The 15908-nt window shown below is 71.4% G+C and carries 17 protein-coding genes; 4 read left to right on the top strand and 13 right to left on the bottom strand.

The annotated features are described in order from the left end of the window. Nucleotides 1–180: 180 nt before the first annotated feature. From ACFYZS_RS26205 to ACFYZS_RS26195, 3 genes are all read right to left on the bottom strand, one after another. Nucleotides 181–1191 carry a TauD/TfdA family dioxygenase gene (locus ACFYZS_RS26205; RefSeq protein WP_389017234.1) on the bottom strand — a complete coding sequence of 337 codons (1011 nt, stop codon included), beginning with the start codon at nucleotides 1189–1191 and terminating at the stop codon, nucleotides 181–183. 42 nt (nucleotides 1192–1233) lie between these two features. Next, nucleotides 1234–2220, bottom strand: coding sequence for a hypothetical protein (locus ACFYZS_RS26200; protein ID WP_389017231.1), 987 nt, complete (start codon nucleotides 2218–2220; stop codon nucleotides 1234–1236). 293 nt (nucleotides 2221–2513) lie between these two features. Next, nucleotides 2514–3887: an MFS transporter gene (locus tag ACFYZS_RS26195; RefSeq protein WP_389017228.1), complete on the bottom strand. Its 1374-nt coding sequence runs from the start codon at nucleotides 3885–3887 to the stop codon at nucleotides 2514–2516. A 247-nt stretch (nucleotides 3888–4134) separates the two neighbouring features. Here ACFYZS_RS26195 and ACFYZS_RS26190 point away from each other — a divergent pair, with 247 nt between their 5' ends. Next, a complete protein-coding gene (locus ACFYZS_RS26190; RefSeq protein WP_389017225.1) occupies nucleotides 4135–4620 on the top strand; it encodes a DUF6328 family protein in 486 nt (161 codons plus the stop codon). Between the two features lie 57 nt (nucleotides 4621–4677). Here ACFYZS_RS26190 and ACFYZS_RS26185 read toward each other — a convergent pair whose 3' ends face one another. From ACFYZS_RS26185 to ACFYZS_RS26155, 7 genes are all read right to left on the bottom strand, one after another. Further along, nucleotides 4678–5046 carry an STAS domain-containing protein gene (locus tag ACFYZS_RS26185; protein ID WP_389017222.1) on the bottom strand — a complete coding sequence of 123 codons (369 nt, stop codon included), beginning with the start codon at nucleotides 5044–5046 and terminating at the stop codon, nucleotides 4678–4680. A 136-nt stretch (nucleotides 5047–5182) separates the two neighbouring features. Then, nucleotides 5183–7645, bottom strand: a complete 2463-nt coding sequence (locus tag ACFYZS_RS26180; RefSeq protein WP_389017219.1) for a SpoIIE family protein phosphatase — start codon at nucleotides 7643–7645, stop codon at nucleotides 5183–5185. Between the two features lie 56 nt (nucleotides 7646–7701). Further along, nucleotides 7702–8220, bottom strand: a complete 519-nt coding sequence (locus tag ACFYZS_RS26175; protein ID WP_389017216.1) for a SixA phosphatase family protein — start codon at nucleotides 8218–8220, stop codon at nucleotides 7702–7704. Nucleotides 8221–8315: 95 nt separating this feature from the next. Beyond that, a complete protein-coding gene (locus ACFYZS_RS26170; RefSeq protein ID WP_389017213.1) occupies nucleotides 8316–8684 on the bottom strand; it encodes a hypothetical protein in 369 nt (122 codons plus the stop codon). 12 nt (nucleotides 8685–8696) lie between these two features. Next, nucleotides 8697–8927, bottom strand: a complete 231-nt coding sequence (locus ACFYZS_RS26165) for a DUF6480 family protein (protein ID WP_389017210.1) — start codon at nucleotides 8925–8927, stop codon at nucleotides 8697–8699. A 196-nt stretch (nucleotides 8928–9123) separates the two neighbouring features. Further along, nucleotides 9124–9336 carry a hypothetical protein gene (locus ACFYZS_RS26160; protein WP_389017207.1) on the bottom strand — a complete coding sequence of 71 codons (213 nt, stop codon included), beginning with the start codon at nucleotides 9334–9336 and terminating at the stop codon, nucleotides 9124–9126. Between the two features lie 314 nt (nucleotides 9337–9650). Beyond that, nucleotides 9651–10286, bottom strand: a complete 636-nt coding sequence (locus ACFYZS_RS26155; protein WP_389017204.1) for a VOC family protein — start codon at nucleotides 10284–10286, stop codon at nucleotides 9651–9653. 348 nt (nucleotides 10287–10634) lie between these two features. Between ACFYZS_RS26155 and ppk2 the strand changes: the two genes are divergently transcribed. Together ppk2 and ACFYZS_RS26145 are read left to right on the top strand one after the other, a co-directional pair. Further along, a complete protein-coding gene (gene ppk2, locus ACFYZS_RS26150) occupies nucleotides 10635–11618 on the top strand; it encodes a polyphosphate kinase 2 (protein ID WP_389017201.1) in 984 nt (327 codons plus the stop codon). A gap of 447 nt (nucleotides 11619–12065) precedes the next feature. Then, nucleotides 12066–12269, top strand: coding sequence for a hypothetical protein (locus ACFYZS_RS26145; RefSeq protein ID WP_389017198.1), 204 nt, complete (start codon nucleotides 12066–12068; stop codon nucleotides 12267–12269). Between the two features lie 129 nt (nucleotides 12270–12398). Here the strand turns inward: ACFYZS_RS26145 and ACFYZS_RS26140 are convergent, their stop codons facing one another. Further along, entirely contained in the window at nucleotides 12399–13136 is a 738-nt protein-coding gene (locus ACFYZS_RS26140; RefSeq protein ID WP_389017195.1) for an SDR family oxidoreductase, read from the bottom strand. A gap of 169 nt (nucleotides 13137–13305) precedes the next feature. Here ACFYZS_RS26140 and ACFYZS_RS26135 point away from each other — a divergent pair, with 169 nt between their 5' ends. Then, nucleotides 13306–14136 carry a helix-turn-helix transcriptional regulator gene (locus ACFYZS_RS26135; RefSeq protein ID WP_389017192.1) on the top strand — a complete coding sequence of 277 codons (831 nt, stop codon included), beginning with the start codon at nucleotides 13306–13308 and terminating at the stop codon, nucleotides 14134–14136. 58 nt (nucleotides 14137–14194) lie between these two features. Here the strand turns inward: ACFYZS_RS26135 and ACFYZS_RS26130 are convergent, their stop codons facing one another. Together ACFYZS_RS26130 and ACFYZS_RS26125 are read right to left on the bottom strand one after the other, a co-directional pair. Next, nucleotides 14195–15268, bottom strand: a complete 1074-nt coding sequence (locus ACFYZS_RS26130) for a barstar family protein (RefSeq protein WP_389017189.1) — start codon at nucleotides 15266–15268, stop codon at nucleotides 14195–14197. A 120-nt stretch (nucleotides 15269–15388) separates the two neighbouring features. Beyond that, nucleotides 15389–15724, bottom strand: coding sequence for a lysine transporter LysE (locus ACFYZS_RS26125; protein ID WP_389017186.1), 336 nt, complete (start codon nucleotides 15722–15724; stop codon nucleotides 15389–15391). Nucleotides 15725–15908 lie beyond the last annotated feature (184 nt).

Here is a 15908-nt window from a genome sequence, read left to right as displayed (position 1 = left end):
CGTGTACTGGACGTACTCGGGATTTCGTCCGGTGCGCCGAGAGCGCGTGCCGGGCGCCGCGGGGCAGGCGGGACTTTGCGGACACCCCCTAGGCCCCGACGGCGTCGGCCCGTGCCGTTCCCAGCGCGGGGAAGACGTACACCGTGTGTGCGAACGCGCGCCCGTGGAACCGGACGCCGGTCAGCGCGCGAGTACGTGGCCGTCGTGGGGGCGGTGATCGCGGGAGCGGCGCAGGTCGGTGGTGACGTAGGTGCGTTGCAGCCATCGGTCTGCTCCGTCGTAACGGGGCTGGAAGGCGGTGCGGCCGTGGACGGTGACGCGGTTGTCGATGATGACCAGCTCGCCCGGATTCAGGCGCAGGGTGCGCGCGGTCGCCTCGCAGGCGCGGCCGAATTCGGTCAGCGCCGCAGCGGCCCGGGGGGTGAGCGGGGTGGTGACGAGTTGGGCCATCCGTATGTCCGGATCCTCGACCGCTCCCGACAGCACCGGTCGGGGCTCGACGTCGGGCTCGCCCGCTGCAGCGTCGGGGCTGAAGGAAGGCGGTGGTGTGGTGATGAACTCCGAAGCGAACAGGGTCTGACGACTGGCGGGGGTGAGGAGCGGCAGGGCTTGGCGGATGCCGGCGACGCGCATGCCGGCGATCCGGTCGTGGTCGGCGCGCAGACACAGGAAGACCACATAGTCGGGTGGGTGGGGGTGGAATCCGTTCTCGGTGTGGAAGGACAGCGGAACCGATCCGGCGTTGCCGTGGAAGCTCTCCTGCCCCGGCACGGGCACGACGTCCTGCACGAGGGCGCCGGACTTCTCGGCCCGGTAGGCGAGCGGCTCGCCGAGCCCGCAGGCCACCATGGTGAGCACCGCGGCCGAAAGGGTGGCCCGGCGCTGGACCGAGCCGGATACGGACGGTGTCGCGGGCAGGACCGCCTGACCGATGGGCAGGCCACCGATCACCAAGGTGCCGTGCGGGCCGGAATGCCGTCGGAATCGGCGCACCCCGCGGCGCAGCGGGAACGGAAGGTGCTCCCAGGCGTCCCGTGCGTGGGCCACCCACTCGGGGTCGTCGACCTGGTCGGGCTCGCCAGTGCAGAGGGTGCGGGCCAGCCGCTCGCACGCGCCGGCATCGGCCGGGTCAAGTGCCCAGTCGGCGGCGCCGGCAGAGCATGGGGTGGTGCCGGGCGTCGTCTCGGGCATCAGGGTCTCCTGCCGGAGGTGTGGGCGGCGGACAGGAACGGTTCACGAGTGGCGCAGCCCGGCCACGGCGTCGGCGACGTAGTGGTCCCCGAACCGGATCAGGGAGGCGTACTGGGCTGCGCGGCGATGGCGCATGTGCCTTAGTTCGGCGACGGCGTTGTCGGGGCCGTCCGGTCGCTGAGCGATGGAACGATGCAGATGCACCATCGAGTAGGCGAGCGTGACGTGCCGTTCAGCGTCCACGATGTCCGCTTCCAGGAGCGCGCCCCGTGCCTCGGCCAGCTCCGGGGCACGGGCCGCCAACTGCTCGTAGGAGTCCGGAACCACGGACAACAGGTCCTTCATCGCGGCCCGGAACAGCTTGTATCCGCGATGCTGGCGCCCGCTCAGCGGGACGTCCACCGACGGCGGCGCCATGGTGTGGCGTATCGCTGCCATGTAGTAGTCGGCCGGGACCGTACTCGCGTGGGTCATGGCCGCCGGGAAGCCCCGCACGTACGCCGTGGCATCCGCCAGCCGCGACAGGGCGGCATCGCCGTCGCCGTGCCGTACGTGGCGGGTGGCGTCGGCCACGGCGACCGCGGCGCAGATGTTGAACAGGACATGGACCTGGTGCCCGATGAGCCACCGGGCGCTCCACACGCTCTCCATCGACGCCCCCGCAGCAGGTTCGGGGACGGCCACCGGCGGTATGGAGTCCGGGTCGGCGCCCGGCGCTGCGCCGGTGAGGTCGAGCACCGCCTGCCGCATCCCGGTCGCCTCCAGAGCCAGATCGGAGCCCGACAGCGGAGCCTCACACAGGTCTTCCAGACCGCGGTGGACGACCATGACACCGTGCAGGGCGGCCTGCTGATCCGACAGTTCCCCTTCACGGACCCGGAAGAACGATTGGCTGATCGACTCCGCCGGCAGACCCTCACCGATCACGGCCGGGGCCAGAGCCGACAGCGCGGCCACCAACTCACGGGCAGCCGCCGCGGCCTGCCGCAGGGCGAGCGTCCGCTCGACGGGTCTGGCATGGGTCGCCAACCCGCCCAGCACACGCGCGGTGCGCTTTGCCTCGGCATCGACCCGCGCGCCGAGCGCGGGGACCGACCGCCCGCCTCGGGGTTCACGGAAGACAGCGACAGCGGGATGACCGGCAACCGGCGATAAGCCCATGGTTGAAGTACTTCGCCAAGAACGCTCCACGCGAAACCCGATCGGCAAGAACGTTCCTGTGCGGTGTGCGGTTCCGCGCCTGATGCGTCCGGCGGGCGCCGTCCGCCGGGCGGGTCGGCTTGGCGACCTCGCCGGCCCGCCCGGTCAGACTTCGCCGCAGCTCAGCGCGTTGGTTCATAGGCGAGCACGCCGGCGGCGTCGGCGGGGGACCGGTCGGGTAGGGAGTCGGACACGGCGTCCTCCTCCACGGTGCTCTGGCGCGGAACGAAGAGGGTCACCAGCGCGCCGAGTACGGCGACGCCGGCGAAGGCGTAGAACGCGTGGTGCGGCGAGACCCCGGCGCTGATGAGGGCGCCGCCGACGAGCGGCCCGCCGATCCCGCCGAGCCGGCCGAACCCGGCACACCAGGCCACTCCGGCAGCTCGGGCCTGCGTGTCGTAGTAGTTCGCGACGAAGCCGTACACCAGGACCTGCGTGCCGATCGTGCCGATTCCGGCCACCGCGACCAGAGCCAGCAGAGCACCGAGGGGCAGCCCCAGGGTGAGAAGCGTGAGGGAGACGGCGGCCAGCACGAACGTCGACGTGATCACGCGCTGCGGTCCGGTCCGGTCGGCGGTACGGGATGCGAGCACCCCACCGATGATCGCCCCGCCGTTCAGGGCGAGCAGGAAGACCAGCGCGTACGACTTGTCGAAGCCGCTCCGCCCCATGATTTCGGGCAGCCACGTGTTCAGGGCGTACGTGAGCAGAAGACCGGAGCAGCTCATCAGGCCGAGCAGCACCGTGGGCAGGGCGTAGCGGCGGCTCGCCAGAGCTGCGAAACCGACCTTCTTGTCCTCCACTGCCCGTGTCGGCCCGCTCAGGGGGACTCCGATGCGCTCGGCGAGCAGGTGGGCCCGCTCGGTCTGCCCGCGCGCCAGCAGCCACTTCGGAGACTCGGGCAGGTGCAGCAGGGTGACCGGCAGGAGTACCAGGAGGGGGGCGGCACCGAAGAGGAACAGGGTGCGCCAGCTGTCCCCGCCGGACGTGAGGAGGGCCATGATCGACGCGAGGACACCGCCGACGGGCACGCCGCTGTAGACGATGGCGTTGTAGACGTTGCGGCGGTGGGGCGGTGCGAACTCCGCGATCAGCGGGGCGGCGGTGGCCACCAGGGCGCCCACCCCGATGCCGGTGAGGAACCGCAGGACGCCGAACACGGTGATGCTCGTGGCGAATGCGCTCAGCCCCATGGCGACGGAGAACCAGATGATCCCCGCGATCATGATGCGCCGCCGCCCGATGTGGTCGCCGACCGCTCCGGCGGTCAGTGCGCCGACCATGACGCCCATGAGCGCATAGGAGCCGAGTGCGCCGGCCTGGGCGACGGAGAGGTGGCCGATCTGACTCGGGTCGCGCAGGAAATCGGGCACCACGGTTCCGTAGACGACCAGGTCGTAGCCGTCGAAGACCAGCGTGATGGTGCAGATGGCGACGATCCAGCGCAGTGTCGTGCGGTGCTGGCGGCTGATCCTTGCGTGCTGTGAGGTGTTCATGGGGGGCCTCAGTTGTGTGAGCGGACGGATTTGCTTCCGCCGGCCAGGCGAACAGGGCGAACAGGGGAGCCGGGCGCCGTATGAACGTACGTCCGATGCATCGCCGTCGAGGCCGGTGATTTCGACATCGGTCAGGTTGCGGCGGCGGAAACCCCCGGCGGGGGGTGGCCTCCGGGCGCCCGCCGGAGCATGAGGGGACGGCACCGGGGTAGGCGCGAGGGGCAACGGCACGTTTGAGGGAGGCGTCATGCCGGATGCCAGCGGTGCAGGACGGGGCGAGACCGCGGAGGAGCGCGCGGATCGGCAGTGGCAGGAGCTCATCCAGGAGATCCGCGTCGCCCAGACCGGCGTTCAGATCCTCTTCGGATTCCTGCTCACAGTGGTTTTCACCCCCACCTTCCACGGACTGTCGAAGACCGACCAGACGATCTACATCGTGACCGTCGTGCTGGGCGCGCTCGCGACGGGCGCGCTCATCGGGCCGGTCGCCTTCCACCGCATCGTCTCGGGCCGGCGGATCAAACCCGAGGCGGTCGTGTGGGCCGCGCGCCTGACCTTCACGGGCCTGATCCTGCTGCTGGCCACCTGTACCGCGGCGCTACTGCTCGTGCTGCGGGTCGCGACGCACAACGCTCTCGTCCCGTGGCTCGTTGGTGGCGTACTGGCCTGGTACCTGGGCTGTTGGTTCGCGCTGCCGCTGTGGGCGCGGGTCCGCTACACCACCGAGGACTGACACGCCGGGCGTCGTCGGTGGGCGGGGCCGTCGGGCGCGAGGCGTGGGTCAGCTCCGTTACGAGCGCTGCCGGTGGGCCAGTGCGGCTTCCACATCGGTGTGGACCGGGAAGAGCCGGTCCGCTCCCGTGATGTGGAACATGCGTGAGACCGGGGGGTGCAGGCCGACGAGTTCGAGGCTCGTACCCGTCTCCTGGACCGCGAGGCGGCAGCTCAACAACAGGTTGAGTCCTGTGGAGTCGCAGAAATCCAGGCCGCTCAGATCGACCAGCAGTCGTCCTCCGTCCCGCTGGGCGGCGTCCAGAGCCTGCCGCAGGGGCTCGACGGTGTCGTGGTCGAGTTCCCCCGCCGTGATCAGAACCGTGGCCTCCGGAAGGGACTTCGCCTCGACGGTGAAACGCTCTCTGCCTCTGCTCGACGTCGGCATTACGCACACACCCTCTCGCCGTGCCCGGTCACATGAACCGCCGGGGTCGTCATGGCTTCCCCCGTCCGAGTTCTTCGGGGCGCACTGCGTCTACCCGGGCGCCGGCCGTGCAAGCGCGTGTGCCCGGTGCGGCGGATCACGGGTCGTCCGGCACGTGGATGTCCAGTACGCAGATGTCGTCGCGGTTGCCCGGGCGCAGCGCGGCGAGCGACCGTGCGAGGGTTTCCCCGCGCCCCTCACGCAGGAGACGCAGGGTGGCCGCGGCGAGCCAGTCGAGCCCGACGTCCAGGCTCTCGCCCGGTTTCTCCACGAGCCCGTCGGTGTAGAACAGCAGGCGGTCGCCCGGTACCAGGTCGATGACCGCTTGCCCGTACGAAGTCCCGAAGGTGGCGCCCAGCAGGGCGCCCCGCGGCTGTTCGAGGAAGGCCGCGCGGTCTCCGCGGACCAGCAAGGGGGGCAGGTGGCCCGCCCGGCCCCAGGTCAGACGCCGGTCCCAGGGCTGGTACCGGGCCATGACCATGGTGGCCGTGGCGCTCCCGGACGGGTCCGACGCGGTGTGGAGCAGCAGGGTGTTGAGGCGCTGCAGAACGTCGGGCAGAGGGGAGCCGGTGATCGTCATGCCCTTGGCGGTGAACCGCAGCTGGGCCATCGTGCCGACGGCGGCCAGACCATGACCGGCCACGTCCCCCACCACGAACAGGGCGCTGCCGTCGGGCAGTTCGATGGCGCTGTACCAGTCGCCGCTGACGTTGATGCCCCGGTCCGCCGGAACGTAGGCGACGTCGATGCACAGACCGGCCAGTTCCATCGACTGCTCGGGAATCGGCAGCAGGGTCTCCTGGAGGCGTGCGGCGAGTGCCCGTTCGGCCTGGAGCATGCCGCGCTGGAGCAGGACGGCGCGTTCGCTCTCGAGCAGGGCGAGTTCGGCGCCGCGCTGTGCGCTGAGGTCCTGGAAGTAGCCGTGTACCTCCACCGGGGTGCCGTCGGCGTCGGTCCGGGCCTCGGCCACGAACCGCAGGTGTCGCACGCTGTGCGCGGTGGCGATCCGGAAGGGCTGGTCGACGGCCTCCCCGTCCACCAGCAGCCGCTGCAGGGCCGCGCTCACCATCGGAAGATCGTCGGGCAGGAGGTGCTGCGGCAGCTCCTCCCATGTCATCGGCCCGTCCCGAGGGTCGCGGCCGAAGAGGGTGTACAGCTCATCGGACCAGGTGACGTCCCCCGTCACCAGGTTCCAGTCCGCCCAGCCCAGGGTGCCCAGCCGCTGGATGTCGGCCAGTCGGCGCGCCTCGCGCTCGCTCGTGTCGTGGCTGACCCACGACACGAGCAGGCGGTCTCCCAGCCGGGATGCCCGCACCGAGTAGACGGACTGCCGCGGGATGCCGGCGACCACCTCTTCGTAGGTGAACGGTTCTCCCACGTACCCGGTCCCCGTGGTGAGGGTCTCCAGATAGCCCTCCCACAGGGCGGTGCCCACCACGGTCGGGTAGGCCTCCAGGATCCGGCGGCCCACGAGCTCCTTGCCGCGCCGCCCGGCCACGTCCACCGACTCGGGCGCCGCCGCGTCGATGCGGTAGTCCTCCACCTCGCCCGCTTTCGAGCGCAGCGGGGTGAGCAGGATGGCGGGTCCGGCCAGTGCGTCCAGCATCCGCTGGACGGACGTCACGTCCACGCCGCCCTGAGCCCCGCCGGCGCCGGGGGCATCGGCGGCATCGGCGTCGCGTGGCCGCTCCGGCAACCCCAGCGGGACCGCGCACAACCGGGCCGCCTGCCGCAGCAGCGCCCGGGTGGCCGCCGCGAAGGGCCCGGGCCGCGTCCGCATGAAGCCGATGGCGGCCGTCGGGGTCCCGTTCGCGGGTACGGGGAGCCAGGCGCGCGAGGGCCACCGCTGCGGCGGCTCCCCGATGAGCAGGTAGCGGCGGGCGTCCTCGGCCGGGTCCTCCAGCCATAGGGCGCGCCCCCCGGCGATGGCTTCGTGGGCGGCGATGCCACTGAGCGGGGGTACGTGGTGCCACTGCTCGGCCAGCTCCTCGTCGATGCCGGCCCGACCGGTCAGCTCCAGGCTCCCCGCGGCGGTCAGCGAGTAGATCATCACCGCGTCCACCCCGGAGTCCGTGCCGAGCACGGTCCGGAGCAGCTCCGCGACGTCATCGCCGCAGTGGGCCGTCGTCAGGCGATCGGCGAGCCGGGCCAGGAGCGGGCGCAGCGCGGCGCCGCCCACGAGGGGGCCTCCGGCACCGGGGGCGGTGGCGGGGGCGGCAGGCTCGTTCCCCGAGAGCGGGGTGGCGGGCGGGTCGGGAGCCGGGTCGGCGGGCGCAGGCGCAGGCCAGGGCGGCGGGCGCGAGCGCAGCCGCCCCAGCAGGATCCAGCACTCCTCCAGCAGGGTGTGGCCCCGCTCGGCGGCGCGGCCGAGCAGCATTTCGTAGGCCGTGTCGGCAGATACGCCCGCCTGGGCCATCAGGACGCCCTTGGCCCGCTCGACGACGGCCGTGGTCGCGGCAACGCCTTCCAGGTCCACGATTTCCGATCGCAGCCTGGCCACCACCTTGGCGAGCGCCAGCACCTCGGGTGCGGCGCGTTCACCCGCGGCATCGCCCTTCACCCCCTGAGCATGCCACGTCCGTCCCCGGTGCGGCGCGCGCACGTCGGGTACGAACCTCAGTCGTCGCCCGGCGCCCAGAACGCGTCCAGGCGCGCAGTGCCCGAGTCGGCCTCTTCCCAGTCGCCCGCCATGGTCAGGACGGCGTAGGCCGATTTGGGGAAGCCGGAGTGCACGCGCTGCGCGAGCTGCTCCGGACCGTCGCCGCACAGACGCGTCACCAGCTCGCGGACACCCGGGTTGTGTCCCACCACGACGAGTCCGGTCAGCCCGGAGGAGGTCCCCGCCACGAGACGGAGCAGGTCGTCGGTATCGGCGTGGTAGAGCCGGTCCTCGTAGACCGTCGTCGGGGGCGCCGACAGCTCCGGCAGCATCAGCTGCCACGTCTGTCGGGTGCGCAGCGCCGGAGAACACAGGGCCAGGTCGATCCCGACGCCGGATCGCGCGAGTCGGCGCCCGGCCTGTGCGGCATCATGACGCCCCCGGTCGACGAGCTCCCGGTCGATGTCGTCCTTGATGTGCTTGGGTACGGCCTTGGCATGCCGAACCACCACGATCCGACGCTTCTTCTGCGCCATTTCCCCACCTCCTGGGGCGGTCCTCGGCGGTGGCGGGCCGGAGCGGGCACAGGCGGTTCCCGGTTCCGGTTACGGTTCCGGATTCCGGCTCCGGTTCACGCGGCCCGTGACCGGAGCGTCAGGTGCACGTCCTTCTCCTGGTCGCCGGCGGCCGTACCCTGCCCGTCGATGGCGAAGTCCGCTCCGAGGCGTGCGAGCAGCCGGTCCACGGCCACGTAGCCGCCCTGCGCTTCCACGGTCACCGGCCGGCCGAGGCGCACCGGCCCGGCCGCGGCGCCCGCGTACGGTTCCGCCGCACGGACGTCCGTGTCGAACACGGACGTCCACACCGTGTGCGCGGCGCCGCCCGCACCCGTCTCTTGTGTTTGGGCCGAGGGGAACGCTTCGCCCAGGACGGCGAGAACGGTCAGCGCGTCGGCCTCGGCGCAGTCGCCGAGGACGACCGTGACTTCCGAGCCGGTCATCACGGATTCCTTTCAGAGGGCAACCACAATGCCGTACGCGAGGAAGAACAGGGCGACGATCACCGCGAGCGCGATGATCAGCGTGAGGGGCCCCATGCCCCAGCCACGCACGATCGGGCGGTACGGCCCGGTGGCGGGGCCGGTGCCGGATTCGGCGGCCGGCGTCTCGCCGGGCGGGACCAGCACTCGGCTCTGGAGGCCGGGGGCGGCACGGGAACGGGGATCAGGAGTGTTGGTTTCCATGCGGGGCGTCTCCCCGGGATCGCGTCCACCATGCGTGCCGGGCGAGCCGGTCACCGGGAGTGGAGGCGGCGTTACGCGGCGTGGGCCCCAGCCTCGTCGTGGGCGCCGCCGGGCCGCGACCTCTCGCAGCGCGATCGCGGGGCGGATTCACTCCCGGTTTTGCACGCGGTGGCAGCGGGGGGGGGGAATCCGCTCCTCAGTGATGCTTCCTGCCACGCCATAAGAGGAACGCGGCCACACCGACGGCCGCGATCAGCAGGGCACTCAGGGGGAGCATCGACGGCACCGCCGCCACGGCGCCGCCCGCCGGGGGAAGGCCGCCTCCGGACGAGCCGGTCAGCTGGTCGGTGATGAGGGCCGCCTTTCGGCGGGTCGGCTGGCTGATCCGCGTGGTGTTCTTCTCCACCATGGCCCTGGCATCCTCTCGTCAGCGGCCCGGCTGGTCGCCGCGCCGGATTTCTGCTCTGTCCCATGCGTCTACCCCTCCCGCCGCCGCTCACCGAACGTGCGCACGCCGTGCCATACGTACGAGGCGGCATGGCCGAGGGAGGGAGGGCAGGTGCGAGGCATCTGACGGATCGGTCCACGGGCGGCGACATGCGAAGCGGTCCGCCTGGCAGCGTCCCTAGTGAGCGGTCGACGGGACCACGAGCTCGAGGAGAACTGCATAAGGAGCAGCTGGAGTTCGCCACGAAACCCGTCACCGAGACGGGCGAGCTCCAATCAGATCGTGACCGGGCCGTTGGCTGTGGCGAACTCGACCGAGACCAGGCCGGGTTCCTCGTCCTCGACCCAGGTGACGTCGATCTGGTCGAGGGGGTGGTCGGCCGGTTCGCCGAGGAATTCGGCGATGGAGGCGGCGTCGCCGGCGATGGAGACCCCGTGGATGGTGGTGGAGGTGCGAGGGTCGGCGCTCGGGCGCTCCTCGGTCGGTACCAACCACTGCAGGAAGTAGGGCAGTTGCGGGTCGTCCAGCAGTTCCAGCAGGCCGATCTGCTTCCACCTCAGGTCGAACCCGTCGGGGCGGACACGGTGGCCCTCGGCCGAGGTGCGGCCGAGGCGGGCCTCGACGGGGGCGATGTCGTCGACGGAGACCACCCAACCGAGCCAGCCGCCGCCCTCGGCGGCGCGGCGCGCGACCGCCTGGCCGAAGGGTGCGCGGTCGGCGGCGGGGTGGTCGAGTGTGGTGACGACCTCGACGTAGGTGCCGCCGCTCAGCGGGAGGATGAAATTGCGGGTGCCGAATCGCGGGTGCACGCCACCGTCGACGAACCCGGCGCCGAGGGCCGATCCGATCCACTGGACGGTCGAGACGAAGCTGTCGCGGGCCACCGCATAGGACACGTGATCAAGTCGCACCGCGCCATCATCACCCGACAACCCGCACAAATCCCGACGCCACGCCCGCCGCCCCGGCCGCGTCCGCCGTGGATTCAAGAGACGGGCTCTAGCCGGTCCGGCGGCGGGGGCGGGCAGTCATCGGGTGTGGCGGTGCCGGCCGTGCTTGTGCGGTTCGCTGGTCGTCAGCAGCACGAGGGCCAGCCCGAGAGGCAGCAGGAACAGCAGCAACAGAGTCATGCAACCGCGTGTGCCCACTCGGGAGCCGTCGACACCGGGCCGACCGGCATCCGCAGGACGTCTCCCCGGCCGGTGCCCCGGCCCTGGGGCGCAGGGGAGTGACTGGTGAGGCGGGGGTATAAGCGGGGTGTGAGCGAGCAGGGGCGCGGCCTGGAACCGCAAGAAGCGCTGCTGATCGGCTTGAGCGTGGACGCGAGCCGGCCGGAGCAGCCGGTGCTCCTCGACGGGGCCGGCGAACCGATACAGACCTGGCGGGAGAACTACCCGTACGACCGCAAGATCCGGCGGGCCGAGTACGAGCGTGCCAAGCGGATCCTGCAGATCGAGCTGCTCAAGCTGCAGCGCTGGGTCAAGGACACCGGAGCGCGTGTGGTGGTGATATGCGAAGGCCGCGACGCGGCGGGCAAGGGTGGCACCATCCAGCGTTTCACCGAGCGTCTCAACCCTCGCGGAGCCCGCATCGTGGCGCTCGACAAACCGGACCAGCGCGAATCGGGCCAGTGGTACTTCCAGCGCTACGTCGCGCACCTCCCCAACCGCGGAGAGACCGTCTTCTTCGACCGCTCCTGGTACAACCGCGCCGGCGTGGAGAAGGTCATGGGCTTTTGCACCGAGGAGGAATGCCACCGCTTCCTGCACCAGTGCCCCACCTTCGAGGCCATGCTCGTCGAGGACGGCGTACTGCTGATCAAGTTCTGGTTCTCGGTGTCCCGAGCCGAGCAGCGCACCCGCTTCGCGATCCGTCAGGTCGATCCCGTGCGGCAGTGGAAGCTTTCTCCCACCGACCTGGCGTCGCTGGACCTGTGGGACGCCTACACCACCGCCAAGGTCGAGATGTTCCGGGCCACCGACACCGCCCATGCGCCCTGGACCGTCGTCAAGAGCAACGACAAGCGTCGCGCCCGGCTGGAGGCCATCCGCAGTCTGCTGTGGCAGATCGACTACGCCAGCAGGGACGAAGAGGCGGTCGCCCGCCCCGACCCTCTGATCGTCGGAGCCGCGGACACCCTCTTGGAGGCCGGCGAGGATCCGGCCGGTCTCTCACCCACCCCACTGGGCGGCCGACCGACAGGCCCCGGCCACCACCCTCCGAGGGACCTGCCTCCGGCCTGATACGGGGCCTCAGTCCGTGGGCTCCTGAGGCGCGGGGTTCTCGGTCTTGTGCTCATTCCCGGTCTTCGGTTCGTTCTCCTCACCCTCCGAACCCTTGACCGTCCGCAGGCCGGGCGCCGGAGGGTCCAGAGGGGGGAGGTCCGGAGTGATGGCGTCTTCACCCTCGGGAACCTTGGGGGGCAGCTCCGGTTCGGGTGTCCGGGGCGCATGGGCTTCTCGTTCATCAGTCATGTGGCCCACCTGCCCCTCATTCAGGTCCGGACACCTCCGTGGGCGGACAGGGGGCGCTACAGCGTGGGAAGGTCGGCCGGTGCTCCATCCCTGGTTCCGGTCCTGGGCCGGAAGGGCCAAGCGGCTGACGAATGCTTGGCCGTCGGTGCCGCCCGGGAACCGGTAGTGGTGGTGGCGCGATTCGCGCGTCAGCGCGCACGAAAGGAACAGCAGAATATGACTGACTTCGCCCAGGTGTCGGACGGGCCCATCAGCCGTGGTGCCGATGCCGAGTTCGTCGACGCGACCAATCTCTTCGTCTCGGGTGGCGGCCTGGCGGGCATCGAGCAGCTCGCCCGGTCGGGAGTCGGCGACCCGATCACGGAGGAGATGAAGGCAAGCGCAATCGGGGTCGTGCGACTGTTCGGCGGCATCGGCTAGTCGTTCCGCCCTCCCCTTCCCCTTCCCCTTCCCCTCGCCTTCCGCCGGGCGTGGTCGGGCGTTCCCCATGAAGCCCGCGACGACGGCACCAGGGCGGCCGGCCGAGCTCCCGGAGTCCGTGCGCATCGGTCATTGGGCACTCGCCGCGGGCCGGACCACGATCTCGTTGACGTCGACCCGCTCCGGCTGGGAGACGGCGTACGAGATGGCCCCGGCGACGGCGGAGGCGGGCAGCGCCTCCGCCCGGTAGGCCTTCATGGCTTCCCTGGCGGCGGGGTCGCCGATGGAGTCGGCGAGCTCGGACTCGGTCACGCCCGGGGAGACGAGAGTGACGCGGATGCTGCCGTCCCGGGACTCCTGGCGGAGCCCCTCGGAGATCGCGCGGACGGCGAACTGGCCGGCGCAGTAGACGGCGGCCGTCGGGACGACCTCGTACGCGCCGACGGAGGCGATGTTCACGAAGTGCCCGCCGCCCTGGGCGCGCATGACGGGCAGGGCGGCGGCGATCCCGTACAAGACACCGCGCACGTTCACGTCGATCATCCGGTCCCATTCCTCCACCCGCAGCGCGTCCAGCGGCGAGAGCGGCATCACGCCCGCGTTGTTGACCATCACGTCCACGCGGCCGTAGCGCTCGCGGGCCGCGGAGACGAAGGCGCTCACATCGGCGGCGTCCGTGACGTCCAGCCGGCGGAAGTCTGCGGCACCGCCGGCGGCGGTGATCTCGCGGGTCAGCGCTTCGAGGCGGCCGGTTCGGCGCGCGCCGAGGAACACCTGGTGCCCGTCGGCGGCGAGCCGGCGGGCGGTCGCCTCCCCGATGCCGCTGCTCGCTCCGGTGATCGCCACGACCTTGGCTGCGTCTGTCATTCCTGTTTTCCTCTCAGCGGAGCAGGGGGTAAATGTCGGCGGACTCAGGAGAGTTCGCCCCGCTCACACCGCCGAGTCTGGGCAGGCCGCGGCACACCGGCCAGGGCGGGTGCTGCCTGGGTGCACCGCACCCAGGCAGCACCTCGCCGCCATCGCCTAGCCTGAATGCATGCCCGACAACCAGCTGGGAGAATTCCTCCGCGCCCGCCGAGCGGGCGTGCGCCCGAGAGACGTCGGCATGCCCGACCACGGCGTGCGCAGGGTCGCCGGACTGCGCCGGGAGGAGGTCGCGGTCTTGGCCGGTGTGAACGCGGACTACTACACGCGCCTGGAACAGGGACGTGAACGCCACCCCTCGGCCCAGGTGCTCGACGCCCTCGGCCGCGCCCTGCGCCTGGACCCCGACGCCTGCGCGCACCTGCACCAACTGGCCGGGACCGCATCGCCCGTCCCGCTCACGCCCACTGCCCCGGACCACATCAGCCCCGCCCTGCGCCAACTGCTCGACGGCTACCCGGGCGCCCCGGCGTTCGTCATCAACCGGGCGCTGGACATCCTCGCGGCGAACGCCCTCGCCCGGGCCCTGTACTCGCCCTTCGAGCCGGCGGACAACCTCGCCCGCATGGTCTTCCTCGACCCGGCGGGACGGCATTTCCACGCCCGGTGGGGCTACACGGCGCAAACCGTCGTGGCCCACCTGCGCCAGGCGGCCGGCCTCGAGCCCGACAGCCCGCGCCTGCGCAGCCTCGTCCGCGACCTCACCGAGCACAGTGCGGACTTCACCCGCCTGTGGAACGCCCATGCCGTGCGGGGCAAGACCTCGGATGCCAAGGACTTCCTCCACCCCGACGTCGGCCCCCTGACCCTCACCTACCAGGCCTTCGACGTACGTGAGGCACCGGGCCAGCAACTCGTCGTCTACCAGGCCGAACCCGCCACCCCCAGCGCCCAGGCGCTCACCCTCCTCGGAACCCTCCACGCCACCGCGCAATGGTGTTGAGGAGCGTCAGACGGGTTCGCTCCAGCAGCGTCGAGTCACCCGCGGCAGAGTGGCCAACTCACGCGAAGGTCACCTGCATCCCGCCCTCGACCAGGACTTCGAGCACCAGGGCGACCAGGTCGTACCTCTCGCCCGCCGGCGTCAGCACCTGCGACAGATGCTGGCGCGCGATCGCAGCGTCCTGCCAGACCAGGGTTGCGGGGGCGGTGCAGCCGAAGTTGCCGCGCAGGCAGTCCACGAGGGCGTCCAGGCAGCCGCCGCCTGGCCCGTTGACGGCCTCGCCGAGTGCCAGGTAGAAGCCGGGTTCGTCGGTGATGTGCCGACCGTCCAGCTCGTACGGGTGGCCGGCCTCCCGGTCCTGGCGTTCGAGGCGACAGCCCCGTTCCCGGACGAGATCGAGCCAGGCCCCGCGCCGGCGAGTCTCGAGGCCGGTCCAGGCGCCGGGGCCGCCCGGCGGGCCGGCGAGCCAGCGCTCCCAGACGGGCCGGGCGTATCCCGGTACGGGGGCGAGGTCGGTGTCGAGCTCCAGATCGATCAGGTCGGGCCTGCGGGAGGAAGTGCGCCACGTACGGACTTTCGGCCGCAGCAGCCGGTCGGTGAGCGGCTCGCCCCGGTCGTCCCGTATCTCCAGCCAGGCCTCCTCCAGGTCCAGCGCGCGGCGGGTGCCCCTCGCCAGTGCCCGCCGCAGCCGATCACCCGGCGCGAGCCCCCGCAGGACGAGCGGAGGCTCTGCCTGCTCGGGCGGCAGGACGCGGGCGAACTCCCCGCAGGAGCCCAGCCACCGGTACCCGTCGTGCAGCCGGACGGGAGCCCGGTATCCCTCGGGCGGTCCTTGGCGGTCGTCCAGACCGGTGAGCAGGACCCGGTACCGTCCGAGGCTCTCCGCGTCCTCCAGTAGCCAGGGACCGAGCGTCCTGTCCTCGGGCACCAGCCACACCCGACTGCCCACCCAGCCGCGCACCTCGGCTCCGTCCGGAACCCAGCCGAACAGTTCGTACGTTCCGCGCAGGGATTCCCGGAACAATCCCTCCGCCTCGTCGCAGACGCCCCAGACATGGCCGCTGCCCGTGTCCGTCAGCGAGTACCGTCCCTGCCGGTGATGCTCTTTGTCGACATGCACGGTGGGAATCATGCACAGACCGGGTGGAGCCGGTGAACCCCCTTTTGTCGTCGGTCGGGGTGCCTCGAGGCCGAGCGCCGGGTGGAACCGCCGAGGGTTCTGCGTGACCTTCGACGCCGTCACGCCGCCTCTTCACAGGCAGTCGCAGCCTGTGCCGTAGACGAGCAGGAAGAGGGCCGTCCCCGCGACGAGGGTGAAGCCGGCCGTGGTCACGGCCGCGAGGCCCCGGCCGCGCCCCTTCGCGGGGGCGCGGTAGCTCCGCCAAGCGCCGTGGGCAAGGAAGAGGCTTGCCAGTCCGGCCGCCGCGATCGTCAGTCGTGGGCTGAAGGTCCAGCTCAGGTAGGCGACCGCGGCCAGTCCGGCGAGCAGGGCGCAGGCGAGCAGGCTGAGGATCGCCTCGCCCACGACTTCTCCGACCGTCTCGATCAGGAATTCGCTTACGCCTTTCGCTGCCTTGCGGATCCCCATGGCACCCCTCCGCCCTCGCGTGCCCCCGGTACGGGGCCTGGTATGGAGGACCTGCGCCGCACCGGAATGGTTGCCGGTACTTCTCGGCCACGAGTACATCCAGCCCCCTGTCGTCGCCGACAGCCGCAGCGGCTTCGCCCGATCTCCAACGATCGTGCGTGGGAGACTCGGTGGTCAGGCCATC

It is taken from the genome of Streptomyces sp. NPDC001903, from assembly GCF_042891345.1.
Classification (GTDB): Bacteria; Actinomycetota; Actinomycetes; order Streptomycetales; family Streptomycetaceae; genus Streptomyces.
The sequence above is the reverse complement of the archived record's forward strand: the minus strand, read 5'-3'. Positions and strand labels throughout refer to the sequence as shown.